This window comes from Marinobacter sp. LV10R510-11A (assembly GCF_900215155.1).
Lineage (GTDB): Bacteria > Pseudomonadota > Gammaproteobacteria > Pseudomonadales > Oleiphilaceae > Marinobacter.
The window spans coordinates 3410933-3435546 of the sequence record NZ_LT907980.1; the positions used below are offsets into that span (position 1 = coordinate 3410933).

Below are 24614 nucleotides of genomic sequence, written 5' to 3' on the forward strand. Positions count from 1 at the left end.
GTTATGTTCAAGGGTGGTTTTCGACGTAGCGGTTTGGAGTGGTTTTCTTCGTTACCTGCATGCCTGCTGCTGTTGTCTGTGGTTCTTTTTTCCACAAGCAGCGATATTCACAACCAAATGCTGCGAGGCGGCGAGCAGCTCTGGAGTGGTTATTACAAGCTGCGCATGGATCCGGTTGCGCCAACCTGTAGTCCAGAGCGGGACATTGAAGCCGCAGTGGCGCACGAACTGTCTCAGGGGCCAGCCGCCGATAACTCTATGGCCGCGTTGCTGGGCGCTCAGGAGAAAGACCCTGCCGATGTGCGGCTTGCTATTGAGCGTTCTGTGGCTGATTGCAGAGCCGCCCACCAAAGCTATGACAGCCGCCGGGATAAGCTTACGCCGGGTGTTAAAGCCTATCGCGCGGTAGAACTGTTCGTTGCCGACTTGATTGCCTTTGGCCTCGGGTCTCAAAGGTACATTCTGGTACTGCTCGTTATGCTGTGCGCCGTCACCGCGACCCTCACCCGTCACCATATTGCCATGCGAGCCATGGAAACCCGTTTGGACTACACGGTTTCCCTCACGCTTCAGACCGTTGCCAATGCGATGCTGTTGGGCTCCAGCCTGATCTTTCGTCAATCCAGCATAGGTCCTGAGGCAACGGGTTCCTCTGAAGACCTGCTGCTGCACAATTTTTGGGTTATCGGGTTTGCGTGCCTCACGCTCACCAGCGCCTACCGGCTGATTCGCGTGCCGCCCGATCTCGCGCCTGGCGGAAACCTGAACAAGGCGTTCCTCGCAGTGCCGTTGTACACCGTAATGTGCCTGATTTCCGGAACCTATTTCGCTCTGATCGGCCATGCCTCGGGTATAGGTATCTATCTGGGTAAAATGATGGAGCTGGCGGACATGTTCCTTAACGTGGGCCTGTACGTTTGGGTGGGCATGATGCTTAAACAGACTCGCCTCGCCCCGCTGGTGTTCGATCTGTTCCGACCCTGGCGCATGCCGCCGGAAATGTTGGCTGTGGTTGCGGTACTGGTGGCGGCAGTTCCAACCGCTTATACCGGTGCCTCGGGCATTTTTGTCATTGCCGCCGGCGCCGTCATCTACAGCGAGCTGCGTGCAGCGGGTGCCCGCCGGCAACTGGCGCTTGCGGCCACCGCAATGTCGGGTTCCCTAGGTGTCGTGTTGCGCCCCTGCCTGCTGGTTGTCGTTATCGCCTACCTCAACCGGGAAGTGACCACAGACGACCTGTTCAGCTGGGGCATCTGGGTGTTTGTGCTGACCGCAGTTATGTTCACCACGGTTGCGCTCACCGTAAACCGTCAGAGCAAGTTTAATCTGGCGCCGGTTTCCGAGGCCCTGCCGGCCACGCTTCACGCCTTTAAGTCGTTGATCCCGTATATACTGGTGATCGTGGGTGTTGTGATGCTTTATCGCTATGCGCTGGGCGTGCGTATGGATGAGTTTTCGGCACCGCGTCTGTTGCCGGTCATCATGTTGGCTATCCTGCTGTACGAGCACCTAAGCTTTAAGAATCGGAAGGGCACGGCGTCTGGTGAGCTCAACCATCATGGGTTAGAGCGAAGTGTGCGCGGGGCCACCAACGACACGACCGCGGAGATTGGCGCGCTGCTGTTGTTACTGGGTCTATCGGTGAGCATAGGTGGTGTGATTGAGCGCTCCGAGATCATGCAGGCCTTCCCTCAGGCGTTCGATAGTGCCTGGTCTGCCATGTTGCTGATGGTGGTCATTCTGGTGATTCTGGGGATGATTATGGATGCCTTCGGCGCCGTCATTCTTGTTACAGCAACCGTGGCAACCATTGCCTATTCCAGCGGCATTCATCCTATCCATTTCTGGATGGTGACCCTAGTGGCTTTTGAGCTGGGCTACTTGAGCCCGCCGGTGGCTTTGAACCATCTGCTAACGCGGCAAGTGGTTGGCGCCGCCGAGGTGCAGGCCGCGCTGGAGGAGGGCGGGACGTTCTATCAGCGTCACGAGCGTATCATCATGCCTCTGATTGCCATGGGCCTTTCGCTGATACTGGTGGCGTTTGTGCCATTGCTGTTCTACGCCTGATCGGCATCACTCAGGTTTGAAGGCGTCTTTGTGGAAGTCGATGGCAGCGTCGACTTCCTCGATACCGCAGACCTTAGGCTCTGGTGGCTCAGCGCCCGCTAATACGCCCAAGACAGCGTGTACGCTTTTAGACAGGGATTCCGTGTTGTAGCCACCTTCAAGAACCATGGCCAAGCGGCCATTGCAGTGTTTGTCAGCAATCTGCTGGAGCACACGGGTCATCGCGGCAAAGCCCTCGTACGTTACGTTGAGAGCCAGATCAAACGAGTGTGCGTCAAAGCCGGCGGAGACCAGAATCAGATCGGGCTTGAAAAAGTTCGCCGCGGGCACCAATATTTCCCGCATAGCTTTCAGGTACGCCACGTCACCCGCGCCGCCCGCCATGGGAACGTTAACAACAGTGCCTTCTCCCAGCCCTGCTCCTACGTCCGCCAGCGCACCGCTGCCGGGATAAAAGGGCGAGGCCCGGTGCATATCAAAAAACAGCACATCCGGATCTGCCCAGAAAATATCCTGGGTACCATTACCGTGATGGGCATCCCAATCAATAATCAGTACCCGTTCACACCCTAGCTCGGCCTGAGCATGGGCGGCGGCCACAGCTACATTGTTGAATAGGCAAAAACCCCGTGCACGGGTCGGCTCCGCGTGATGCCCTGGCGGGCGGACAATTGCAAACGCGCTCCGGCTGTCGCCTTTTACAACCGCTTCAACCGCAGCAATTGCGGTGCCGGCGGCGACTTCCGCAGCCTCAATGCTACCGGGTGAGACCGCTGTTGTATCCACATCCAGCCAAGCACTTTGGTTGCGCAGTTCAAAAATATGATCCAGAAACGAGGTGGTGTGAACGCGTGCCAGTTGTTCTCGCGTTGCTTTCTGCCCTGTTGCGATTTGCACACCTGGAATAGGCTCCCGGGCCAGCAACTCCATGATCGCGGTCAGCCGGCCGGGGTGTTCCGGGTACTTCCACTGTACATTCAGGCCTGACAGGATTGCTCTAACTCGCTTGTCTAGCCGTCCTGGCAGGAAGTCGACGTTAGTGTCCGGGAAATGAGCAAGCACTCGCTCATCGTAAAAAACGGTCACATTTCTATTGTCAGCCACGCTATCCTCCTTAAAACGCCGGCTCGCAGCACCAAGTTGCCTGGTGCGATGCGTGCACAATTGTTGTACAAGCATAGACCTAAAATCCGAGGCAAGCGATCCAATGGTCCATGGCAAAGCGGAAAAAACAGTGACCGTATAACTAGATGCGGGAAACTGAGGGGCGTGGGAAATTCCGGATCGGACACAAAAAAAGCGCCGTGCTGTCGCAGGGCGCTTTTTTTAAAGTAAGGCAGACTCAGAGTTTTGGGCCGGCCTCAACAATCGCATCGGAAACATCAAATTTCTTGAAGTTTTCCACGAATTGGATAATCAGCTCTTCTGCTTTTTTGTCGTAGGCGTCGGCGCTGGTCCAGGTGTCTCGCGGGTTCAGCAGAACAGAATCAACACCCGGCACTTGCTTGGGTACGTCTACGTTGAGGGTAGGCAGGTGTTCGATTTCGACATCGTCCAGATCACCGTTCTGAATCCCACTGATAATAGCGCGGGTCGTCGGAATGCTGAAACGAGTACCCTCGCCATAGGAGCCGCCGGTCCAGCCAGTATTGACTAGGAAAACCTTGCTTCCGTACTCATCAATACGCTTCATTAGCAGCTCGGCGTACACGCCCGCCGGACGCGGGAAGAACGGGGCGCCAAAGCAGGTAGAGAAGGTGGACTTAAGCTTGGACGATGAGCCCATTTCCGTGGAGCCAACCAGTGCGGTATAGCCGCTCAGGAAGTGATAAGCCGCGCCTTCACGGCTCAGGATCGACACGGGAGGCAACACGCCGGTCATGTCACAGGTCAGGAACACGATGTGGGACGGCTCGCCAGCACGGTTTTCAAGCACACGTTTTTCCACGTGCTCAAGCGGGTAGGCACAACGGGAGTTTTCGGTGAGGGAAACATCGCTGTAATCTGGCTTGCGGCTTTCGGGATCTATGGTTACGTTTTCAACAATAGCGCCGAAACGGATAGCATCCCAAATAATGGGTTCGTTCTTCTTACTTAAGTCGATGCACTTGGCATAGCAGCCGCCTTCGATGTTGAAGACAGTGCCTGGGCCCCAGCCGTGTTCATCGTCGCCAATCAGGAAGCGATGCGGGTCGGCAGAGAGGGTGGTTTTGCCGGTGCCGGAGAGGCCGAAGAACAGGCAGGTTTCGCCATCTTCGCCCACGTTGGCAGAGCAGTGCATTGGCAGCACATCTTTTTCGGGCAGTAAGAAGTTCTGCACGGAGAACATGGCTTTTTTCATCTCGCCGGCGTAACGCATCCCAGCCAGAAGTACTTTGCGGCGAGAAAAGTTAATGATCACGCAGCCACTGCTGTTGGTGCCGTCGCGCTCGGGTACACACTTAAAATTGGCGGCGTTCAAAAGCTGCCATTCCTGTTTGTCAGCCTGGTTGTAGTTTTCCGGGCGAATAAACAGGTTGCGGCCAAACAGGTTCTGCCAGGCGGTCTCAGTGGTCATTTTGACCGGCAGATAATGCTCGGGGTCGGAGCCGACGTGAACCAGCGAAAAAAAGCTGTCCTTTTCGGCAATGTAGGCTTCTACACGATCCCAAAGGGCATCGAATTTATCGGCGTCGAACGGACGGTTGATTGGCCCCCAATGGATGTCGTCGGAGGTGCTCGGCTCTTCGACGATATAGCGATCCATAGGAGATCGGCCGGTATGTTCACCGGTTTTTACGACCAGTGAGCCGTTGGAAGACAATTGGCCTTCGTTACGCGCAAGTGCCTGCTCCACCAGTTGTGCTGTACTCAGATCATTATAAGTGTTGCTCACTTCGACCTCGCCCTCGGGATGTCTTCGTGATTGCTCAGGCCGCCCCCGAACATTGGCGGAAAACTGAACAATCGGGTCAGTTCAGGCGCGCTATTATGCCAGAGGCGCCAGTAAAAAACGACCGCGCCGAACGCCGCATGAATGCTGGCTTCCGGGCGAATCCATAACTATCTCTAGTGTAACGTATGGCCAGCGAAAAGATGATCAATATCATTCTTATCGAAGCGATAGTGCGCGTGGCAAAACTGGCAGTCCATCTCTATGGTGCCCTGTTCGTCCAGAATACTGTAACACTCGTCTTTGCCGATGGCTTCCAGCGCATTGAGGGTCCGTTGCGGAGAACAGCTGCATTGAAACGCCACGGTTTCGGCGTCAAAAAGCCGCACGGTTTCTTCATTAAACAGCCGGTGCAGCAGGGTTTCGCTGTCCAGCTCCAGCAGTTCATCGGCTTCAACAGTGCGTGCCAAGTGGTTGACGCGCTCCCAGAGTTCATCGTCCTGTTCGGTGGCCCCCGGCAAACGCTGAAGCATCAGGCCCGCGGCTCCGTTTTCACTAGCAAACAGGAACAGGCTGGTGGGGATCTGCTCAGAGCGTTCAAAATATTCTTCCAGGCATCCCGCAAGGCTGTCCCGCTCCCTAGGCACAACGCCCTGATAGCGGTTGCCTTGGTTGGGCTCGATGGTAATGGCCATGCGCCCGTCGCCCAGTAGGTTGTGAAAGCTTTCCTCGCTTACCGCGTGCTCATCAAACCTCGCTAACCCACGGATTTTGCGATCATGGCTGCATTCTGCCATCAATGTTCGCAGCGGGCCTTCGCCTTGGGCCTGGATAGATAAGGTGCCCTTGAACTTCAGGCTACTGCTCATAACGATACTGGCCACGAGGGCTTCGCCCAGCAGGCCGCGGATTGATTCGGGGTAGGGCGCTTGGTTGACGATCTCTTGGAAGCTCTCATCAAGCTGTACCCAGGCTCCGCGCACCTGGCTATGCTCAAATATAAAACGCTGGAACTGGTCGCGGGATGCCATGCTGGTTCTCCTGAAAACGGGGTGCGTTAATCGGTGAGTGATAGAGGCAAGTGGCAGGGTGGTTAGGCTCAGATGCCGTTCTGGTCACGGAATCGTTGAAGATCGCGACGGTCTTTCTTGGAAGGTCGCCGCGCTGGCGTCAACTGTGAGGCCTGCATGGTCTTGCGCTGCCGCGCGAGATCTTCCCGTTTTTTTACGCTGTCTTCGGTTTCATGGTAGAGCATCTGGGCTTCTGGCGCGCCGCGGCGGCGTTCGCTGATGTCGTCTACTACAATAATCTGTTCTTGCCAGCCCAAGCGCAGGGTAAGCGTGGCGCCGAGTTCAACCAGGCGGCCGGGCTTGCAGCGTTGGCTGTTGTAGCGAACCTTGCCACCTTCAACCGCTTCTTTAGCCAGAGAGCGCGTTTTGTAAAGGCGCACAGCCCAAAGCCATTTATCGAGTCTTACCCGCTGATTGTCTGGAGTGGATGCCGCCATGTCTCCTCACTTGGTGAGCGTGTGCCCGAATTATAACGCTCTCAGCCAGCAGATGGCAGGGGCCTTTGTTGGTGCATAGCCGTCAGGATCTCATCAAAGTGATGGACACAGGGTATCTCGGGATGAGACTCCCGGGCGGCTTGCTTGCTGTCGGGGGCGAGAACACCCAGACACTGGGCGATCCCCGCTGACCGGGCGCTTTCTAGCACCGGGAAGCTATCATCCACCATGAGTGTGGTTTGTGCCCGGTAGGGCGCCAGTTGCTGCAGATCCTTCCAGAACGTGGTGTCTTCTTTTGGCTTGCCCAGTTGATGGCTGGAGACAATGCCATCTACAAAGCTACCCAGGCCGGTGCGTTGTAGCTTAAGTTCCAAGGGATCAGGGTGGCAGTTGGTTACAATCACGGATTTCAGGCCCGTTTTTTTGAGCGCCTGAAGAAAATCTGCCACGTGCGGGAGGTAGCCGATGCGGTCGCTGACCTCAGACTTAAGGCCAGTGATATCCATGGCCAGCCGCTCGCTCCAGTAATCAGTGCAATACCAGTTGAGACTGCCTCTTTCGGCCATGATCATAGTGATCAGTTTATCCCTGGCTTCATCAGGGTGCAGGCCGTATTGCTCGGCATAGCGCCGGGGCAGGTGTTCTAGCCAGAAGTGGTTGTCGAAATGCAGATCAAGCAGTGTTCCGTCCATGTCTAGGAACACGGTTTCGAGAGAAGTCCAGTTGATCATAGATAAAAACAGCCTGAAGAGTTTTCGTCAGGCTGCCGAAGATCCCGGCCTAAGGCAAGCCGGAATATTACTTATCAGATTGTTCGACGGTCTCTGGCTTTCGACCTGATTTGGTGCAGCCCAGGCAACGTACAAAGGTTGCTTTCGCCGGGCCTACTACCAGAACTTCTCCCGCTTCTTCAGCGTTGCCCCCGAGCAGAGAAAATGGCAGAGACACCAAGTACACGGCGCTTCCCAAAATGGTGGTGGCCAGCAGCACCGGGCGCACAAACACAGCATCACCTGCCATAGCCAGTGCGGATGGGGTTTCATCTATGGCGCGTGCATAGCCTAAAGATGAAAAGGCCATCAGGCATGCCGCCACAGTGGCAACCAGGGTGCGTGAAATATTGCGGATCATGATCTATCTCCTGAACTTTTGGGGCCCCGTTGGTACCGGGCTGTCGCTAACCAGTACCGGGTTCGTATCGGGAAGATCGAACCTTATTGTAACTATCGGGCATTAATCCTCTGTTAACTATGAATCATATTTACGTATTTTCAAACGAATTTCCGTTGCGAATTGTGCAACTCGGAGCATTTCAGTGTGGTTTCGGCAGAGAGTTACACGAAACTATCGCTGACACCGGCCGCAGTACACCGTGGATCGGCCGCTCATGCGGATTTCTTTCAACGGAGTTCCGCACTGAGGGCAAGGCTCGCCGGATCGGCCATATACTAGAAGAGACTGGGCGAAATAGCCCGGCTTGCCGTCGCTGTTGACGAAGTCTCGCAGGGTAGTGCCCCCCATCAGAATCGCGGCGCTCAGGGTTTCCCGAATGGACTCCACAAGACGCAGGTAACGATCCAGGCTGATGCGCCCGGCCTTGCGTCGGGGGTAAATGCCGGCTTTGAACAGGGCTTCGTTGGCATATATGTTGCCAACGCCGACAACTACGTGACTGTCCATGATGAAGGACTTTACCGGAGTGTTTTTACTCCGCGATAGCCGGAACAGCATCCGGCCGGTGAATTCCGGCGATAGCGGTTCTGGACCAAGGCTGGCAATCAGCGGGTGCGTCGCTGCGGAATCAGACCATAGCCAGCAGCCAAACCGACGGGGATCATTAAAGCGCAGAATAACGCCGGAATGCAGCACAAGATCTATGTGGTCGTGTTTTTGTACAGGCGTGTTGTCGGTGATGATGCGAAGGCTGCCGGACATGCCAAGATGAATGATGGCGGTGCCGTGATCCAGGTTCAGGAACAGGTATTTCGCGCGCCGATCCACGGTTCGTATAATCTGCCCTTCCATTTGCGCAGCCAAGTCCTCGGGCACCGGCCAGCGCAGGCTGCCATTGCGCACCGTTACTCGGGCGACGGTTTGTCCTTCGCAGTAAGGCGCTACACCGCGCCGGGTTGTTTCAACTTCGGGTAATTCGGGCACGCATCCGGTCTCCGGTTAAGTGTAGGGGCGTGTTGTTCGGTAAGTGTGAACAGTAACAAATTTGCCCCCAAAGGCTGTTGTTGTGGCTAACACCTGTACGCTAAAGTATGGTTGCTGGCGATTTTGCGGTCGCCCTGGATTTTGATTTGAGGATTAACTATGTGGTTTAACGGTCTTCTTGGCCTGTCAGTGATGCAGCTCATTCTGGTTACTCTGGGTATGACCCACATCACCATTATCAGTGTAACGCTCTACCTGCATCGTCATTCGGCTCACAACTCTCTGGATCTGCACCCTGTACTGATGCATTTTTTCCGCTTTTGGTTGTGGCTGACGACAGCGCAGAATACCAAAGAATGGACAGCGATCCACCGTAAGCATCATGCCAAGTGTGAAACGGCAGAGGATCCTCACAGCCCGGTGATACTCGGCATAAAAAAGGTTCTATTTGAGGGAGCAGAGCTTTACGCCTCAGCGGCTACGGCTGAGAATCTAGAGCGCTACGGCCAGCGCACTCCGCAAGACTGGGTAGAGCGCAACGTATACAGCCGCTACAGGATGTTGGGCATTGTGCTGATGGCGGTCATTAACCTGGCGCTTTTTGGTGTGCACGGCATCTGGATTTGGGCTGTACAGATGGTCTGGATACCCTTCTGGGCGGCCGGCGTAGTGAACGGAGTCGGCCACTGGATGGGCTACCGTAACTTTGAATGTGCTGACAATGCCCGCAATATTTCTCCGCTGGGGCTATTGATTGGTGGTGAAGAGCTGCACAACAATCATCACACCTATCCAAACTCATCCAAACTCTCGCGTCGTTGGTACGAACTGGATATTGGTTGGGGCTACATTCGCCTGTTTCAGCTGTTCGGGCTTGCCAAACCTAAAGGGTATCGCCCAATTGCTCACCATGTGCCGGGCAAGCAGGATATGGATGTGGAAACTGTACAGGCCATCGCCAACAACCGCTTTGATATTATGCGTCAATATCGCAAGCGGGTGACAGAGCCGGTTTTGCGTCAGCAAAAGAGCCTGATGAACGATGAGATCTGGCCCCGGTACCGCAAACTCAGGCAACTTCTCTCTCGGGAAGTAACCCTGATAAAGCCGCGGGAAAAGGAAACGCTGGAGTCGGTTCTGGAGAGCAATGCGGTTTTGCGCCAAATTTATGAGAAGAGCAATGAGTTACAGGCTCTCTGGCGTCAGCGTGGGCTCAAGCCCCAAGATAAACTGCAGGCCCTGATAGAGTGGTGCAAAGAAGCGGAGGCCAGTGGCATCCGGTATCTGGAAGATTTTTCGGCGCATTTACGGGCGTACTCTCTACGCCCCGCTGCCTGAATCTTCGGCACCCGTGTGTGCCACCCTGTACAAGCAGTAGGTGACCTGTCCGGCGGTTTTCTGGCGGTGCAGCTTCCAGTTGGCGGGTGCAGCCGGTACGGGGATGTCACTCTCATGCTCTACGTACACCCAGCCGCCGGGTTTCACCCAGCCTTGGTCGTGCAGCAGCGGAAGCAAGGCGGCTAGCCAGCCTTGCCGAAACGGTGGGTCCATGAAGACAATATCGAACGGCTGTCGTGTACGTTGGTCGAGATAGGCATCCGCGCCGGTGCACACCACCGTACCGGATTCAGATCCAAGCAGCCGGAGATTGCCTCTTAGTGCTGTTGATAGCGCGGCGTTGTTATCAACAAAAGTGGCATGGGCCGCGCCTCTGGAAAGTGCTTCTAGCCCCAGTGCGCCTGAACCGGAAAACAGATCGAGGCAGTCGCTTCCCGCTAAGTGAAACGAAAGCCAGTTAAACAGTGTTTCCCGCGTGCGGGACGGAGTCGGGCGCACGCCGCCTGCGTTAGGAAAGCGGAGCTTCCGGCTTCTCCAATCACCGCCAATAATGCGCAGGTCGCCCGAAGATTTTTGGCTTTGGCTTGATCCCCGGGCAACTTCCTTGGACGGCTTGCTGGCAGGGCGCGGGCCTGTGGGTTTTCTGCGCTTCATGTCGTCGGCTCCCGAGGCGGATTGGATTCGCTGTGCGGGGCGTATCTTAGCGGAAATCGAGCCTTCCATGATAATTCACGTCATCCTCACTTACCCGGGACAGTCTGCTAGAATATTCGCCTTATTTGTCCCGCCCATTCAGATTGATGGTATGAATTTATGATGGCAGAGTGGATTTCAGTCGGCCTTCTGGCCCTTCTTGTGTTCGTGTTTGTGTTGGATATTGCCAGCAATCGCCGCCGTGTGCCGCGACCGAAACCTGTGCCTCAACGCAAACCGGAGGCCGTGAAAGGCCCTGAGCCCGCGCCACCGATTGAGAAGGAAGTCGCAGAAGCTGCGTCTGCGCCGGAGCCGAAAAAAGTTCCTGAGCCAGAAGCAGAACCAGAACCCCAGGTTAGTGTTTTTGAGCGCATCAAGCAGGGCCTGGGCAAAACTCGGGCAAGCTTGACAGGCGGCATGGCGGATCTGTTCTCTGTCGGCAAAAAGATTGACGAAGACTTGCTGGAAGAAATCGAAACCACACTGCTGATGGCAGATGTAGGCGTAACCGCAACCTCGGAAATTATTGAATCTCTCACCGACAAGCTTGAGCGCAATCAGCTCAACGATGGCGAAGCCCTGCGCAATGCATTGCGTGACGAACTGCGTGGGTTACTCAAGGACGCCACCAAACCTCTGATCGTTGATACAGAGGCAAAGCCGTACGTAATCTTGATGGTTGGTGTAAATGGCGTAGGCAAAACGACCACCATCGGCAAGCTCACCAAGAAGCTCCAGGGCGAAGGTAAGTCTGTAATGCTGGCGGCAGGCGACACGTTCCGTGCTGCGGCGGTAGAGCAACTGCAAGTTTGGGGCGAACGCAATAACGTTCCGGTCGTGGCTCAGCACACAGGTTCAGACAGTGCTTCGGTGATTTTTGACGCGATCCAGTCGGGCAAGTCGCGCGGTGTGGATGTGGTGATTGCTGATACCGCGGGCCGTCTACAGAACAAAGACAACCTGATGAGCGAGCTTGAAAAAGTTGTCCGAGTTATGAAAAAACTCGACGAAAATGCTCCCCACGAGGTAATGCTGGTGCTGGATGCCGGCACAGGGCAGAACGCTCTGAGCCAGGCACAGGTGTTCCAGAAGGTAGTTGGCGTAACGGGCATTACCTTAACGAAACTGGACGGCACAGCCAAAGGCGGTATCGTGTTCGCGATTGCCCGCCAGTTGCAGCTTCCCATCCGCTTTATCGGCATTGGCGAGCAGATTGATGACCTGCGCACCTTCGACGCCGAGACCTTTGTGGATGCTTTGTTTGCTGAATAATCCGGCCTTGTGGAGCAGCAGCCCGCCATGATCGAATTCCGTCAGGTTACCAAGCGGTATGACAGTGACCATACCGCATTGCGCCAAGTGAATTTTCACCTGGGTCGCGGTGAGCTGGCGTTTCTCACAGGGCACTCTGGCGCGGGCAAAAGTACCCTGCTGAAACTGGTCATGGTTATGGAGCGGCCCAGTGCCGGCGAAGTGGTTGTTGGTGGTCAGGTTCTCAATAGCCTGCCGAGGCGGCAGATTCCCTATATTCGCCGGCATATCGGCGTGGTGTTCCAAAACCACCAGTTACTCTTTGACCGTACGGTGTTCGATAACGTTGCCATGCCCTTAGAAGTGATGGGCGCCTCTCCCCGTGATGTGGGGAGGCGTGTGCGTGCGGCGCTGGATAAGGTTGGCCTGCTCAGCAAGGAAAAAATGAACCCTCTACAGCTCTCCGGCGGTGAGCAACAACGCGTAGGTATTGCCCGCGCGGTAGTAAACAAGCCATCGTTGCTGTTAGCGGATGAGCCAACGGGCAACCTGGACCCGGAGCTGTCGGCAGACATCATGAATCTGTTCGCGCAATTCAGCCAAGTAGGGGTCACGGTGCTGATCGCCAGTCACGACCTTGCTCTGATTAGCGAAATGGACCGGCGCACACTGACTCTGGATCACGGCAACCTAATTGTTGGTGGCAAGCCGTTGCAGGGAGGCGTCAGTGGCCGCTGACCCTTCAAACAGACCCCGTAAGGCAGACCCAGCGCGGGGAGCCAGAGTTGCTCGGTCGCCTTGGCGTGAGCAGGCAGAGTCCTATTTCACTCATCATCGAAAAGTCGCCCGTGACAGCGCCGGTCGCATGTGGCGAACGCCAGTGGCAAGTCTTATGACCTGGACAGTCATGGGTGTTGCTCTGGCGTTGCCCGTTGCGTTATTGCTGCTGTTAACCAGCCTTCAGGGCGTGAGTGCCGGCTGGGAAAGCAGCGCCCGGGTGACGGCTTACATGAAATTGAGCGCCAGCCTCCAGCAGACCCGGGAATTGGCCAGTGAAATTAAGGCCGACGGCCGTGTGGCAGAGCTGGAGCTGGTTGACCGGGATCGGGCGTTGGCAGAGTTTCGAGCCTCATCGGGGCTTGATGACGCGTTGGATTACCTAGAAGAAAATCCTTTGCCCCACACACTGCTGATCACCCCCGAGGAGAATGCCCGGTCTGCAGAGGGTGTGGCAGGGCTGGTCACGTTTATTGAAGGCATGGGCAGCGTAGAACAGGTTCAAGTGGATCTTGGCTGGCTGCAGCGCCTTAATGCCATGACAGACTTGCTCGCACGAGCTGTATGGGCGCTTGCAATACTGCTGGCCGCGGCCGTGGTGCTGGTTATTGGCAATACCGTAAGGTTGTCGATTGAAAGTCGTCGTGATGAGATTTTGGTGGCCAAGTTGGTGGGTGGCACCGATGGCTTTGTGCGCCGGCCGTTTCTGTACACGGGCGCCTGGTTTGGCCTGGGTGGCGGCGTTGTTGCTTGGATAATGCTGCAGCTTTCTCTGTGGTGGCTGAGCGGGCCGGTTGAACGTCTTGCTGGGCTCTATCGTAGTGACTTCTCGCTTAACGGGCTGAGTGTTGATGGTGCGCTTGCATTGATTATTGCAGCGATGCTGCTAGGCTGGTTGGGCGCTTGGGTTGCAGTAAAGCGTCACTTGGATGACATTGAGCCGGGTGAAATTGCCGGCGGTTGATGATCCGGGTTGCGGTAAAACCGTATTGAAACTGAAGCTTGTTCCGGGGTAGCTTCTTAAGTAGAGAAAAGTCTGGGCGGATTTCCCATTTTGTTGATTTAAAACGTTTTACTGGGAATTTCGGGAACTTTAAGGGTTCTTGGTGGTCTAATCTTTATCCGTTATATTATGCGGCTGCCAAGTTCGGAGATTAAAGCATGGGTACGAGTTTACAGCTTCTTGAAAAACTGGTTCCGGGCGCCAATCTCGAGGCTTATATACAGGCCGCGAGCCGCATTCCGGTATTAACCGTGGATGAAGAACGGGAATTGGCCGAGCGCCTTCACTACGAAGAAAACGTGGACGCGGCCCGCCAGCTGGTGCTTTCTCACCTGCGTTTCGTTATTCACATTGCCCGCAGCTATTCAGGGTATGGTCTTGCACAGGCTGACCTGATCCAAGAAGGCAACGTGGGCTTGATGAAGGCTGTAAAGCGCTTTAATCCCGAATACGGGGTGCGGCTGGTATCGTTTGCTGTGCACTGGATCAAGGCGGAAATTCACGAGTTCATTCTGCGCAACTGGCGCATTGTGAAAGTGGCAACCACCAAGTCTCAGCGTAAGCTGTTCTTCAATTTGCGTAGCCAGAAGAAAAAACTGGCGTGGCTGAGTCACGAAGAGCTGCACGCGGTGGCAGAAGACTTGGGTGTTGAGCCAAGGGTTGTGCGAGAAATGGAGGGTCGCCTAGCCTCCCATGATACCGCCTTTGATGGCCCGATGGACGATGACGATGACAACGCCTACAAGTCGCCTGCGTATTACTTGGAAGATCATCGCAGCGATCCGGCTGTTCAGCTTGAAAACGCGAACTGGACGGAAAATTCCAATGGGCGCCTGATGCAAGCGTTGGGAATGCTCGATGAGCGCAGCCAAGATATTCTGCGTGAGCGTTGGTTGTCTGAGAGCAAAGCAACCCTTCATCAGTTAGCTGACAGGTATGGCATCTCTGCTGAGCGTATTCGACAGCTAGAGAAAAATGCCATGAAAAAGATTCGAGTGCAGATGGTTGAGGCTGCCTGAGCCGGCAGTTCACTGGTAAAACGTTAAAACGCCACCACCGTAAGGTAGGTGGCGTTTTTGTTTGTGGCTGACCGTCGCCGTTTGCGACACCCTCTTACAAGATCGTAACTGGCCCGTGTCCCGAGTTATTCGTACTCTGTTGTTAAAGTAATCCGCTATTAGGAGGGGATCTGGTGAAAGCACTGGTAATAGAAGACGATCAGGACGTAGCAAACTATCTTGTAAAAGGGCTGAAAGAATCAGACTTTGTGGTCGATCATGCTGCCGACGGCAAGGACGGCATGATGATGGCCGCCAGCGAAGACTACGACATTATGATTGTCGACCGCATGCTTCCAGGTATGGACGGGCTGTCTATTATCAAAACGGTGCGGGCCACAGGAAACAAGGTGCCGATTCTGATTTTGAGCGCCCTGGGTGATGTAGACGATCGCGTTGAAGGCCTGCGGGGCGGCGGCGATGACTATCTCACCAAGCCCTTCTCCTTCACCGAGCTACTCGCCCGGATTGAATCGTTGGTACGCCGGCACCGCCAGTCTGCAGAAACCGAAACCGTGCTGCGGGTGGCCGACCTGGAAATGGATCTGCTAGCCCGGACGGTGAAACGCTCCGGCCAGAATATTGATGTTCAGCCCCGGGAGTTCCGGTTGCTGGAATATCTGATGCGCAACGCCGGCCAGGTAGTTACTCGGACTATGCTGTTGGAAAAAGTTTGGGACTATCATTTTGACCCCCAGACGAACGTCATCGACGTGCATATTAGCCGCCTCCGGGCGAAGATCGACAAAGAATTCGAAACACCCTTGCTGCAAACCATACGTGGTGCAGGATACATGCTACGTGAAACTGCTTAGCCAGCTCAGGACATCGTCCTTTCAGCTCGCCCTGCTGTACATGGTGGTGTTTGCCACCTCGGTATTTTTGTTACTGGCCTTTATTTACTGGCGTACAGCGGGCTTTATGACCGCTCAGACCGACGAAACTATTGAAGCGGAAATCGCCGGGCTGGCCGAGCAGTACCGGGGGCGAGGCGTAAACGGCCTGATCACGATTATTCGTGAGCGGGTTGCCCGCGATCCCAATGCAAAAACTATTTATCTGCTGACCACCGAAGACTTCCTCAAGTTAGCCGGTAATATCGAGACCTGGCCAGTAGGCTCCCGCTCAGAAAGTGGCTGGATAAACTTTACGCTCAGCTCGTCTGTGGGTTGGACTGGCTCCGAACGCTTGGCCCGTGCCCGTATTTTTGAAGTTCAGGGTGGTTTGAGGCTACTTGTTGGCCGGGATGTTGACGAACTTACCGCTCTCAAACGGGTTATTGAAGCAGCCATCAACTGGGGTATGGGAATCACCCTTGCGCTGGCGCTGCTCGGCGGTTTTCTGATGAGCCGAAGCACAACTCGGCGTATCGAGATTATCAATACCACCTCCCGACGAATCATGAACGGCCACCTCTCCCTGCGCATACCCACTCGTGGCACAGAGGATGATTTTGACCAGCTTGCGGAAAACCTGAATCAGATGCTCGACCGCATAGTGTACCTGATGGAAGGTATCCGCCATGTGTCTGACAGTATCGCCCATGACCTTCGTACGCCTCTAACGCGGTTGCGGAACCAGCTTGAGAACACGCTGATGTCCGTCGACAACGACGAAGCCCGTGAGCAGGCTGGCCGAGCCGTTGCAGAGGCAGACCAGCTACTGGCGACCTTTAATGCTTTATTGCGTATCGCGCGTCTTGAGACTAAAGGTAATTCATCCGATATGAAGCGGGTAGCTCTGGATGAACTGGTATCCGATGCGTGTGAGCTTTATGAGGCATTGTCGGAGGTTAAAGAGCAGGCGTTTGAGCAATCCCTTGAGGCCGGTGTGATCATTGAAGGCGATCGGGATTTGTTATTTCAGATGATCAGCAACCTGATTGATAACGCAATCAAATACACGCCTGAGCACGGCACGATTGGTGTGGCCGTCCGGAAAGAGGGCAACGAGGCCGTTTTTGAAGTAAGAGACAGCGGTATCGGTATTCCTGATGATCAGAAGGATCAGGTGTTCCAGCGATTTTACCGGGTTGGCAAAAGTCGTTCTCTTCCCGGCAACGGTTTGGGTCTCAGCTTGGTGAGTGCCGTTGCTGATATCCATAAGGGGCGAATTGTACTTAGCGATACCTACGAGGATGAGCAACCGCCAGGCCTGACAGTTGCTGTGTACATGCCGGCTCCCGCCCGTGTACGTAAACGCATCAGAGCTACTCAAGCAGAGCAGGCACGCGAGCCAGCTGGCGGTGATGCGCCTACGCCACAGAAGCCGGTCGTACCTGAGCCTTAGTGGCTCGGGCGGAACCGGTTTACCTGTGACATAACTGGCGCGATCAGGGCATCCGTTCGCGTTTCAATTTGCTGGGTAATCTGCTCAAACTGAGAGCGGCGAAGGTTCAGGCGAACCTGAATGCTGTCCCACTCCCCTTCAAGGTGTTTCTGCTCTGCCATCAGGAAAGCTGCAACATTGTGGCGGTTGATCTTTCCGGTAATGCCCATCTGGTCGAGGCGATAGCCCAAGGAATCGACGCCTTGAAGAGCCATATTCAGGAGCTTCTGTGTATTCATTCTGCTATCTCCATAGCTGGGAGCGGATATAAGGTCTGATGTCTGAAAACTATCGACGTTCCCTAGAGTGTACAACCTAATTTCTACCATAGCTGTGGAGCTTACCCTGACCAAAAAGTAATTCATCGGCAAGGGCGTGGTAATGCCAGGTATGGATAATGAACCATGTACACAGAAGCAAGCCTCAATAGCCGCTTGCTTCTGTGTACAGCACAGCGCTAGCTTTACCCCGTTTTTACGGGGTTTTTTTATGCCTAGGCATTAGTGTCTGAGGGCAGTGTTTGGCCAGATGCGTTATCTATTGTATCCAATGGCATTGATGTGCCAGGTGATAATTCCAGCATCGGTTTTCACTTGGGCTTCGTCGCCCACTTCCTTTTTCAACAGTGCCCGGGCCATGGGGGAATCAATGGAAATATAGTCCTTGCGGTCAAAAATCTCATCGTAGCCCACGATTCTGAATGTTAGGATCTTTCCGTAATCGTTTTCAACGTCTACCCAAGCTCCGAAAAAGACCTTTCCCTCTTGCTCAGGTCGATGCTCCACCACCTTAATGTTTTCTAGGCAGCGCCTCAGATAGCGCACCCGGCGATCGATCTCTCGGAGCCGTTTCTTGTTGTACTGATAATCCGCGTTTTCACTACGATCGCCAAGGCCGGCAGCCCATGTCACCATTTTTGTGACCTCCGGGCGCTCAAATCGCCAGAGCTCATCCAACTCTTTTTGCAGGTCATCGTAGCCCTGCCTGGTAATGAGTGGTGTTTTCAAGACGGCTCCTGTTTTTGCACAGAGGGAAGTTGCAAACTTGCGCGAGCTAAATGCCCACAGCGCGCATATAGCGATTTAATCATGCACACCAGTGAAAGTTGTCACAAAACGGTCAATCAACCGAGAAACACGGTCGGTTTGGCGATAGACTGATCAAAAATTGACACCTTTCGGAGAAAGTGTGTCCCAGATCAGGATGGACGCTATGAATATCTTGCATCGTATTGTCAGATCGCCTGAATTGATACGCCTAGGGCTTATGCCTGCAGCTGTCCTTCTTATGGTAGCAGGATCGGCCAGTGCGCAGACCAGTTCTGCCGAGGGGGCGGCGTTTGAGATTGAACAACGCTCAACGCTGGAAACCATCTCGTTCCGATCCATTGCGGAAGATGCTCTGTCAGATACGGTAATCGAGGGTGGTTTGGCCGCTCCGGCCGAGGGGGTTCCCGTTCAGCCGGCAGGCAACGATGATTTCTATCTGGATCCGCTGGCATTGCAGCCTCGTGATGGCCGTACCGATCTCGGGCGCTCCGAAATACCGGTGGAGTTCCGCTTCAGTACACCAAAATCCATTCCTGGGCAGACGCATAGCAACAACTACGTGATCCGTCCGCCGGAAAATCGCACATATGAAACACTCAATGTGAATATGACCGGTCGCTGATTGTTGCGCTGAATCAGGGCAGATGATCCCGGCGGATGTTTGCCGGGATCAGAAAGCGTGGGCTTATTTGACGGCTTCGAGCTTATCGAGGTACTTCTGCATGGCGTCGTCTTTTGACATACCTTTGCATTTTTCCCAGGCGTCATATTTGGCGCGGCCAACAAAATCCATCATGCCCGGGCGCTTGCCCGACACATCGCCTTCGGTTGCCTGCTTGTACAGAGCGTAAAACTCCAGCTTCATCTCGTTGGAAGGCTTGAAGTCACCTTCTGCAGTTTTGATGTAGTTTACCGCTTCGTCGAACTTGGTTTTCAAATCACTCATATCCATTTCCTCCTTGGTTGTTGTGATATTACCGTCAAGTTTATTGGCGTTTGCAGGAGTATAGCCACGGTGCTCCTCCTCGTCATTGACCGATTTTCCAGTTGCTTCGGCCAGCAAGGCACAGGCGCAACTGCTTTGGCAAAAGTTTGCCCGTTCGCACGTTTTGATGACTTTCTGGCCAATTATTGCTTGAGAAATCAGAATTATTTGTGTACAGTTTTGTCGCTGCGTACCAGGAAGGTATGCGCCAAGGATTGAACAACTGCAAATGATTTGCACAGGGAGCAAGCCATGTCGTCTAAAGACGGTTCTGTCGCGCCGAAAGAGCGCATCAATATCAAATATGTCCCCGCCACCGGAGATCAGCAGGCTGAAACAGAGCTGCCGCTGAAAATGTTCGTAGTTGGTGATTTCAAAGGACACGCCGAAGAAACCCCCATCGAAGAACGCAAGGCTATTTCCGTCGACAAGAACAACTTTCGTTCTGTCATGAAGGAAGCAGGTCTTACGCTTTCCACCACTGTATCCAACCAACTGGAAGAGCAAACCGACGAACTGCCGGTAAACCTCGAATTCCAAACCTTGGATGATTTCTCGCCCGATAGCATTGCCCGTCAGGTTCCCGAGATGAAAAAGCTGATTGAATTACGGGAAGCTCTGGTTGCCCTAAAGGGACCACTGGGTAATGTGCCTTCGTTCCGTTCCAAGCTGCAGGAATTGCTGGATGACGACGATGCCCGGGAAACGCTGTTGTCTGAGTTGGAATTAGCTACAGACAGCGAGTAATCAAGGCTCCGCCTGAGTGCGGTGCACAACACTAAATATCAATCACGTACTGAAGGGATGTGGTATGTCTGATACTGCTGCGCAGCAATCTGCTGCCTCGGAATCCGTAACGGAAGGCTCGTTGCTTGACCAAGTAATGGCCAATAGTCGCATGGCTCCGGCCGATGAGGGCTACGATGTCGCCCGCAAAGGCGTCGCAACATTTATCGCCAATCTTCTGAAAAGTGAAGAGAAAGGCCAGCCAGTCAACAAAGCACTGGTCGACCAAATGGTCGTCGAGCTAGATCGTAAAATCAGCGCGCAGATGGATGAAATCCTGCACGCGCCTACGCTGCAGGAACTGGAATCATCCTGGCGCGGCCTCAAGCTGATGGTTGATCGCACCGATTTCCGCGAGAACATTAAGGTGGATATCCTGCACGCCACCAAAACCGAACTGCTGGAAGACTTCGAGTTTGCGCCCGACGTTACCCAGACCGGTTTCTACAAGCACATCTATTCTACCGAATATGGCCAGTTTGGCGGTGAGCCCGTAGGCGCTATTGTGGGCAATTACGCCTTCACACCGTCCACCCCAGACATCAAGCTGTTGCAGTATGTTTCATCTGTTGGTGCCATGGCCCACGCGCCTTTCCTGTCTTCTGTTGCGCCGTCTTTCTTTGGTGTAGACAGCTATCAGGAACTGCCGGCCATCAAGGAACTGAGCGCCGTTTTTGAAGGCCCCAAATACGCCAAGTGGCGTTCACTGCGGGAGTCCGAAGACGCCCGCTACCTGGGCCTTGCATCTCCGCGCTTCCTGCTGCGGGTGCCCTATGATCCGAGCGAAAACCCGGTAAGCAGCTTCAACTACAAGGAAGAAGTCTCCGGCGACCACGAGCATTACCTGTGGGGTAACACCGCATATCTGCTCGCTACCCGATTGACTGAAAGCTTTGCCAAATACCGCTGGTGCCCGAACATTATCGGCCCGCAAAGTGGTGGTGCGGTTGAAGACCTGCCGGTTCACTTGTTTGAATCGTTCGGTCAGCTAGAAGCCAAGATCCCGACCGAAGTGCTAATCACCGACCGTCGCGAATACGAAATGGCTGACGAAGGCTTCATCTCGCTAACCATGCGTAAAGGCAGTGACAACGCAGCCTTCTTCTCTGCCAATTCCGTGCAAAAGCCTAAGCAGTTCCCGAACACCAAGGAAGGCAAGGAAGCGGAAACCAACTACAAGTTGGGTACCCAGCTGCCTTACATGATGATCGTTAACCGCCTGGCGCACTACATCAAGGTGCTGCAGCGCGAGCAGATCGGCTCTTGGAAAGAGCGCCAGGATTTGGAGCGCGAGCTAAACACCTGGATTCGCCAGTACGTAGCCGACCAGGAAAACCCGCCAGCCGAAGTGCGCAGCCGCCGCCCGCTGCGCGCAGCGAAGATAACGGTTTCCGATGTAGAAGGCGATCCGGGCTGGTACCAAGTATCCCTGGCCGTGCGTCCGCACTTCAAATACATGGGTGCCAACTTCGAACTGTCGCTGGTAGGCCGTCTGGACAAGGAATAATCCATGCTCAGTGGTAACCCACAAAGCATGGGAGGCAGCCTGTTCGAGCGATTGGAGCAGGCTGCCGCTCCAGCGGGGCAGGGGATGGGCGAAGTCACTCATGTGGTGGATTCCATCAAGCGCCATCTGGTGCGCCTGCTTAATGCTCATCCTGGCAACAGTGCCTGTGTACCGGAGCTGGGGTTGCTGGATTTCAATGACGCGACCCTGGGCACCTACGATCTGAGTATTCAGATTCGAAGTGCGATCCGGCAGTGTATTGAGAAGTATGAACCAAGGGTTAAGCGGGTAGATGTGGTTGCCATGCCGCAAGGGCCGGATCCGTTGCAGTTGCGGTTTCAGGTGACGGTATATCTGAACGTTGGCTCGAAGGATGATAAGACAACGATTGATTTGCTGCTTGATGATAAGCGGCATTACCGGGTGCTGTAGCTCGGACATGGATAGATTGCTGACATTGGTGTCGTAGTGATGAAGTTGAATCGATTTTACAGGGATGAGTTGAGCTTTTTGCGGTTGCAGGGGCGGGAGTTTGCTGAAGCGCATCCGCAGCTGACGCGATTTTTGTCGGAACAAAGTACAGATCCGGATGTGGAGCGGCTGCTGGAGGGTTTTGCGTTTTTGACTGGGAAGCTTCGTGAGAAGGTTGAGGACGAGTTTCCGGAGTTGACGCATTCTCTACTTAATATGCTGTGGCCGAACTACCTGCGGCCTGTGCCTAGCTGCACGATTATGCGGTTTGATCCGCAGCTGCATGCGATTAGTGAACGGCAGCGGGTTGAGCGCCATACCGAAATCAAGAGCCGGCCGCTTGGGGATGCCACGCGGCAGACTCAGTGCAGGTTTCGCACCTGTAGGGCGGTGGATGTGTTTCCTATTAGCGTGGCGAATGCCTCTGCTGAGCATTCTCGGGAAGTGTCGTCGATGACCGTGGATTTGGCGCTGCACACAGATCAGCCGTTGAACGCTCTGGGTCTCGATAAGCTGCGCTTCTATTTGGGCGGAGACAATCACACGGCTGAAACGCTTTACCTCTGGCTGAATCACTATCTCAGCCGTATGGAGTTGGTTGTCGGGGATTCGGTTTTTAGCCTGCCGACTTCCTTGCTAAAACCAGTTGGGTTTGCCAGTGATGAGGCTCTGTTGCCTTATCCTAAGAATGCTTATCCGGGGTATCGGATATTGCAGGAATACCTGAGTTTTCCGGAGGCCTTCCGGTTTGTAGATATTACGGGCCTAGGGAATCGCTTGCCGGCGATTCAGGCGGATGAGATCAGTCTGCGCTTCCATTTCAGCCGGATTCTGCCGCCGGATGCGCGGGTTCGGGCTGAGAATATGCAGCTCTATTGTACGCCGGCGGTGAATCTGTTTACTCACGAAGGTGAGCCGATCGATCTTAACGGGCGCCAGACGGAGTACCGGGTTCTGGCGTCGAGCCGGTCGCCGGATCATTTTGAAGTGTTCAGTATTGAACAGGTTGAAGGCTGGCTTGAAGGCCGATCTGGACGAGGCGAGCGCCGGATGTATACGGCGTTTGAGAGTTTTCAGCACGAAGTTGAACGGGATCGTGGCCGCACGGCGCTATATTACCGCATGCGGGCCCGGGACAGTGTTCGGGGCGACGGCTTTGATCACTATATGGCGTTTGTCCGCGGCGATGAGTCCGACTGTATGGATCGTCAGGAGGCAATTTCTCTGACTATGACCTGTACCAACCGGCAACTGCCTCAGCAGCTGGCGGTTGGGGAAGTGTGCATGGCAACGGAGACCACGCCGGCGTTTGCCTCGTTCAGCAATATCACCCGTCCCACTGCCACGTTGAGGCCGACCCTTGATGGCAGCTTGCTGTGGACGCTGATCTCCAATCTCTCGCTGAACTACCTCTCGTTGCTGGATGTGGATGCTCTGCGCACCGTATTGCGGGTGTATGACTTTCGCGCGCTGGTGGATAGGCAGGCTGAGCGGGTTTCCCAGAAGCGTCTTGCTGGTATCAGTGCTATTGAAACCAACCCGGTAGATAAGATGATCCGGGGGTTGCCGGTGCGGGGTATTCGTTCGGTAATGAAGCTGGATCAGCAAGCCTTTGCTTCAGAAGGAGACTTGTATCTATTCGGCACCGTACTCAGCCAGTTCTTTGCACTTTATGCCAGTATCAACGCATTTCACCAACTGGAAGTGGTGAACACAGATAACCAGGAACGGTATACATGGACGTTACAGCAAGGTCAGCAGCCGCTGATGTAGCCGGCCTGCAACCCGTTCTGGGCAATGCGCGGCGCTACAGTTTTTTTCAGCTGGTGGACTTAATTCACCGGCACCATGGTGATGATCAGGAACCTGGCCGGGACGATCAGCCAAGCCAGGAGCGCATCCGTTTTTCCTCGTCGGCGGGGCTGGGGTTTCCCGGCAGTGATGTGATTTCAGCATTATCGCCGGAGTATGAGCACGGCCCCTATCAGATGGAAGTGAGCTTTCTGGGACTGCACGGCTCACAGTCGCCGCTGCCGGGATACTACCTTGAGGATCTGGCTTGGGAAGCCGGTCAGGATGTTGGCGTGCGCCGGCATTTTCTGGATTTTTTCAACCACCGGCTGGTCACTTTATTTCACCGGTCGTGGCGCAAATACCGTTACTACGTGCGCTTTCGCCCCGGCGCTTCGGATGGTTTTTCGGATCTTATCTACGCGCTTGTTGGTCTTGGCGATAGCCGGCTGCGAAAAGCTACGCCGGTTAACTGGTCAAAGATGTTGGCCTATTCGGGATTGATGGCGGGTCGTAGCCGGTCTCCAGAGGTGGTCAGTGGCATCGTGGGCCACTGTTTTGATCTGGACGATGTCAGCATCGAACAGTGGGTTTTGCGCAAGGTAGCTATTGGCGTCGACCAGCAAACACGCCTTGGCCAGAATAACGCCACGCTAGGAAATGACACGTTGGTCGGGTCGCACGTTCGCGACCGCAGCGGCAAGTTTATCCTGCGGATCCGAAACCTTAGCCGTCAACGCTTTGCCGACTTTCTGCCCAACGGACAAGATCACCAGCGCTTGGTGAAACTGGTGGAATTCGCTACCCGCGAGCAGCTGGCGTACGACCTAGAACTGCAAATGCGGGCACAGGATATTCGCCCGATGCAGATGGGAGAAGATGTACGGCTGGGCTGGAACTCTTTTGTAACGCCGGAGAAATCTCAGCGCCGGCCGGTCGTGCGGATTCAGATACGCCGTTAACAGGGAAAAGGA

Annotated in this window: 25 protein-coding genes; 14 read left to right on the forward strand and 11 right to left on the reverse strand. The window is 54.7% G+C overall.

The window, feature by feature from the left end:
* Positions 1-3: 3 nt before the first annotated feature.
* A complete protein-coding gene (locus CPH80_RS16475; protein WP_096279491.1) occupies positions 4-2067 on the forward strand; it encodes a TRAP transporter large permease subunit in 2064 nt (687 codons plus the stop codon).
* Positions 2068-2073: 6 nt separating this feature from the next.
* Here the strand turns inward: CPH80_RS16475 and CPH80_RS16480 are convergent, their stop codons facing one another.
* The 7 genes from CPH80_RS16480 to mutM all read right to left on the reverse strand — a co-directional run bounded on the left by CPH80_RS16480 (position 2074) and on the right by mutM (position 8603).
* Positions 2074-3171 carry a histone deacetylase gene (locus tag CPH80_RS16480; RefSeq protein WP_197703566.1) on the reverse strand — a complete coding sequence of 366 codons (1098 nt, stop codon included), beginning with the start codon at positions 3169-3171 and terminating at the stop codon, positions 2074-2076.
* 238 nt (positions 3172-3409) lie between these two features.
* Positions 3410-4942 (reverse strand): phosphoenolpyruvate carboxykinase, encoded by a 1533-nt coding sequence (locus CPH80_RS16485; RefSeq protein ID WP_096279495.1) that lies wholly within the window; start codon positions 4940-4942, stop codon positions 3410-3412.
* A 173-nt stretch (positions 4943-5115) separates the two neighbouring features.
* Complete coding sequence (hslO, locus tag CPH80_RS16490) at positions 5116-5970, reverse strand: Hsp33 family molecular chaperone HslO (RefSeq protein WP_096279497.1); 855 nt, start codon at positions 5968-5970, stop codon at positions 5116-5118.
* A 68-nt stretch (positions 5971-6038) separates the two neighbouring features.
* Positions 6039-6446 (reverse strand): ribosome-associated heat shock protein Hsp15, encoded by a 408-nt coding sequence (gene hslR, locus CPH80_RS16495; protein WP_096279499.1) that lies wholly within the window; start codon positions 6444-6446, stop codon positions 6039-6041.
* A gap of 41 nt (positions 6447-6487) precedes the next feature.
* A complete protein-coding gene (yrfG, locus tag CPH80_RS16500) occupies positions 6488-7177 on the reverse strand; it encodes a GMP/IMP nucleotidase (protein ID WP_096279501.1) in 690 nt (229 codons plus the stop codon).
* 67 nt (positions 7178-7244) lie between these two features.
* Positions 7245-7577 carry a hypothetical protein gene (locus tag CPH80_RS16505; protein WP_096279503.1) on the reverse strand — a complete coding sequence of 111 codons (333 nt, stop codon included), beginning with the start codon at positions 7575-7577 and terminating at the stop codon, positions 7245-7247.
* Positions 7578-7790: 213 nt separating this feature from the next.
* Positions 7791-8603 carry a bifunctional DNA-formamidopyrimidine glycosylase/DNA-(apurinic or apyrimidinic site) lyase gene (gene mutM / locus CPH80_RS16510; protein ID WP_096279505.1) on the reverse strand — a complete coding sequence of 271 codons (813 nt, stop codon included), beginning with the start codon at positions 8601-8603 and terminating at the stop codon, positions 7791-7793.
* A 159-nt stretch (positions 8604-8762) separates the two neighbouring features.
* On the opposite strand from mutM, the gene CPH80_RS16515 reads away from it, so the two are divergent.
* Positions 8763-9941 (forward strand): fatty acid desaturase, encoded by a 1179-nt coding sequence (locus tag CPH80_RS16515; protein WP_096279507.1) that lies wholly within the window; start codon positions 8763-8765, stop codon positions 9939-9941.
* Here CPH80_RS16515 and rsmD read toward each other — a convergent pair.
* On the reverse strand, positions 9924-10595 hold the full coding sequence (gene rsmD / locus CPH80_RS16520; protein WP_096279509.1) for a 16S rRNA (guanine(966)-N(2))-methyltransferase RsmD: 672 nt from the start codon (positions 10593-10595) through the stop codon (positions 9924-9926). The two genes, CPH80_RS16515 and rsmD, sit on opposite strands and share 18 nt — an antisense overlap.
* Positions 10596-10754: 159 nt before the next feature.
* Here rsmD and ftsY point away from each other — a divergent pair, with 159 nt between their 5' ends.
* The 6 genes from ftsY to CPH80_RS16550 all read left to right on the forward strand — a co-directional run bounded on the left by ftsY (position 10755) and on the right by CPH80_RS16550 (position 17012).
* On the forward strand, positions 10755-11906 hold the full coding sequence (gene ftsY / locus CPH80_RS16525; RefSeq protein WP_096279511.1) for a signal recognition particle-docking protein FtsY: 1152 nt from the start codon (positions 10755-10757) through the stop codon (positions 11904-11906).
* Positions 11907-11933: 27 nt separating this feature from the next.
* Complete coding sequence (gene ftsE, locus CPH80_RS16530) at positions 11934-12623, forward strand: cell division ATP-binding protein FtsE (RefSeq protein ID WP_096279513.1); 690 nt, start codon at positions 11934-11936, stop codon at positions 12621-12623.
* A complete protein-coding gene (gene ftsX, locus CPH80_RS16535) occupies positions 12613-13626 on the forward strand; it encodes a permease-like cell division protein FtsX (protein ID WP_096279515.1) in 1014 nt (337 codons plus the stop codon). The genes ftsE and ftsX overlap by 11 nt, the downstream gene beginning before the upstream one ends.
* A gap of 197 nt (positions 13627-13823) precedes the next feature.
* The gene (gene rpoH / locus CPH80_RS16540; protein WP_096279517.1) at positions 13824-14684 is read left to right on the forward strand and encodes an RNA polymerase sigma factor RpoH; all 861 of its coding nucleotides are present in this window, start codon (positions 13824-13826) and stop codon (positions 14682-14684) included.
* A 173-nt stretch (positions 14685-14857) separates the two neighbouring features.
* Entirely contained in the window at positions 14858-15538 is a 681-nt protein-coding gene (locus CPH80_RS16545; RefSeq protein ID WP_096279519.1) for a response regulator transcription factor, read from the forward strand.
* Positions 15525-17012, forward strand: coding sequence for a sensor histidine kinase (locus tag CPH80_RS16550; protein WP_096279521.1), 1488 nt, complete (start codon positions 15525-15527; stop codon positions 17010-17012). Before CPH80_RS16545 ends, CPH80_RS16550 begins: the two co-directional genes overlap by 14 nt.
* Here CPH80_RS16550 and CPH80_RS16555 read toward each other — a convergent pair.
* A complete protein-coding gene (locus tag CPH80_RS16555) occupies positions 17009-17290 on the reverse strand; it encodes a hypothetical protein (RefSeq protein WP_096279523.1) in 282 nt (93 codons plus the stop codon). The two genes, CPH80_RS16550 and CPH80_RS16555, sit on opposite strands and share 4 nt — an antisense overlap.
* A 294-nt stretch (positions 17291-17584) precedes the next feature.
* Positions 17585-18058, reverse strand: a complete 474-nt coding sequence (greB, locus tag CPH80_RS16560) for a transcription elongation factor GreB (protein ID WP_096279525.1) — start codon at positions 18056-18058, stop codon at positions 17585-17587.
* 205 nt (positions 18059-18263) lie between these two features.
* Here greB and CPH80_RS16565 point away from each other — a divergent pair, with 205 nt between their 5' ends.
* On the forward strand, positions 18264-18722 hold the full coding sequence (locus CPH80_RS16565) for a hypothetical protein (RefSeq protein WP_227520222.1): 459 nt from the start codon (positions 18264-18266) through the stop codon (positions 18720-18722).
* Positions 18723-18785: 63 nt separating this feature from the next.
* On the opposite strand, the gene CPH80_RS16570 is transcribed toward CPH80_RS16565, so the two are convergent.
* Positions 18786-19046, reverse strand: a complete 261-nt coding sequence (locus CPH80_RS16570; RefSeq protein ID WP_096281718.1) for an acyl-CoA-binding protein — start codon at positions 19044-19046, stop codon at positions 18786-18788.
* A 291-nt stretch (positions 19047-19337) separates the two neighbouring features.
* On the opposite strand from CPH80_RS16570, the gene tssB reads away from it, so the two are divergent.
* The 5 genes from tssB (at position 19338) to tssG (ending at position 24602) form a co-directional block, all read left to right on the forward strand.
* Positions 19338-19832, forward strand: a complete 495-nt coding sequence (gene tssB, locus CPH80_RS16575; protein WP_096279527.1) for a type VI secretion system contractile sheath small subunit — start codon at positions 19338-19340, stop codon at positions 19830-19832.
* A 64-nt stretch (positions 19833-19896) separates the two neighbouring features.
* Positions 19897-21378 carry a type VI secretion system contractile sheath large subunit gene (tssC, locus tag CPH80_RS16580; RefSeq protein WP_096279529.1) on the forward strand — a complete coding sequence of 494 codons (1482 nt, stop codon included), beginning with the start codon at positions 19897-19899 and terminating at the stop codon, positions 21376-21378.
* 3 nt (positions 21379-21381) lie between these two features.
* Positions 21382-21810 carry a type VI secretion system baseplate subunit TssE gene (gene tssE / locus CPH80_RS16585; RefSeq protein WP_096279531.1) on the forward strand — a complete coding sequence of 143 codons (429 nt, stop codon included), beginning with the start codon at positions 21382-21384 and terminating at the stop codon, positions 21808-21810.
* A gap of 39 nt (positions 21811-21849) precedes the next feature.
* A complete protein-coding gene (gene tssF, locus CPH80_RS16590; protein WP_096279533.1) occupies positions 21850-23622 on the forward strand; it encodes a type VI secretion system baseplate subunit TssF in 1773 nt (590 codons plus the stop codon).
* Positions 23586-24602, forward strand: coding sequence for a type VI secretion system baseplate subunit TssG (gene tssG / locus CPH80_RS16595; protein WP_096279535.1), 1017 nt, complete (start codon positions 23586-23588; stop codon positions 24600-24602). The genes tssF and tssG overlap by 37 nt, the downstream gene beginning before the upstream one ends.
* The last annotated feature ends 12 nt before the right edge of the window (positions 24603-24614 follow it).

Bases quoted from the DNA above. Each gene is read 5' to 3' on its own strand.
- CPH80_RS16475 (WP_096279491.1), top strand. From the start codon at position 4: ATGTTCAAGGGTGGTTTTCGACGTAGCGGTTTGGAGTGGTTTTCTTCG.
- hslO (WP_096279497.1), bottom strand. From the start codon at position 5,970: ATGGCATCCCGCGACCAGTTCCAGCGTTTTATATTTGAGCATAGCCAG.
- hslR (WP_096279499.1), bottom strand. From the start codon at position 6,446: ATGGCGGCATCCACTCCAGACAATCAGCGGGTAAGACTCGATAAATGG.
- yrfG (WP_096279501.1), bottom strand. From the start codon at position 7,177: ATGATCAACTGGACTTCTCTCGAAACCGTGTTCCTAGACATGGACGGA.
- CPH80_RS16505 (WP_096279503.1), bottom strand. From the start codon at position 7,577: ATGATCCGCAATATTTCACGCACCCTGGTTGCCACTGTGGCGGCATGC.
- CPH80_RS16515 (WP_096279507.1), top strand. From the start codon at position 8,763: ATGTGGTTTAACGGTCTTCTTGGCCTGTCAGTGATGCAGCTCATTCTG.
- rsmD (WP_096279509.1), bottom strand. From the start codon at position 10,595: ATGAAGCGCAGAAAACCCACAGGCCCGCGCCCTGCCAGCAAGCCGTCC.
- ftsY (WP_096279511.1), top strand. From the start codon at position 10,755: ATGATGGCAGAGTGGATTTCAGTCGGCCTTCTGGCCCTTCTTGTGTTC.
- ftsE (WP_096279513.1), top strand. From the start codon at position 11,934: ATGATCGAATTCCGTCAGGTTACCAAGCGGTATGACAGTGACCATACC.
- rpoH (WP_096279517.1), top strand. From the start codon at position 13,824: ATGGGTACGAGTTTACAGCTTCTTGAAAAACTGGTTCCGGGCGCCAAT.
- CPH80_RS16555 (WP_096279523.1), bottom strand. From the start codon at position 17,290: ATGAATACACAGAAGCTCCTGAATATGGCTCTTCAAGGCGTCGATTCC.
- CPH80_RS16565 (WP_227520222.1), top strand. From the start codon at position 18,264: ATGAATATCTTGCATCGTATTGTCAGATCGCCTGAATTGATACGCCTA.
- CPH80_RS16570 (WP_096281718.1), bottom strand. From the start codon at position 19,046: ATGAGTGATTTGAAAACCAAGTTCGACGAAGCGGTAAACTACATCAAA.
- tssB (WP_096279527.1), top strand. From the start codon at position 19,338: ATGTCGTCTAAAGACGGTTCTGTCGCGCCGAAAGAGCGCATCAATATC.
- tssC (WP_096279529.1), top strand. From the start codon at position 19,897: ATGTCTGATACTGCTGCGCAGCAATCTGCTGCCTCGGAATCCGTAACG.
- tssE (WP_096279531.1), top strand. From the start codon at position 21,382: ATGCTCAGTGGTAACCCACAAAGCATGGGAGGCAGCCTGTTCGAGCGA.
- tssF (WP_096279533.1), top strand. From the start codon at position 21,850: ATGAAGTTGAATCGATTTTACAGGGATGAGTTGAGCTTTTTGCGGTTG.
- tssG (WP_096279535.1), top strand. From the start codon at position 23,586: ATGGACGTTACAGCAAGGTCAGCAGCCGCTGATGTAGCCGGCCTGCAA.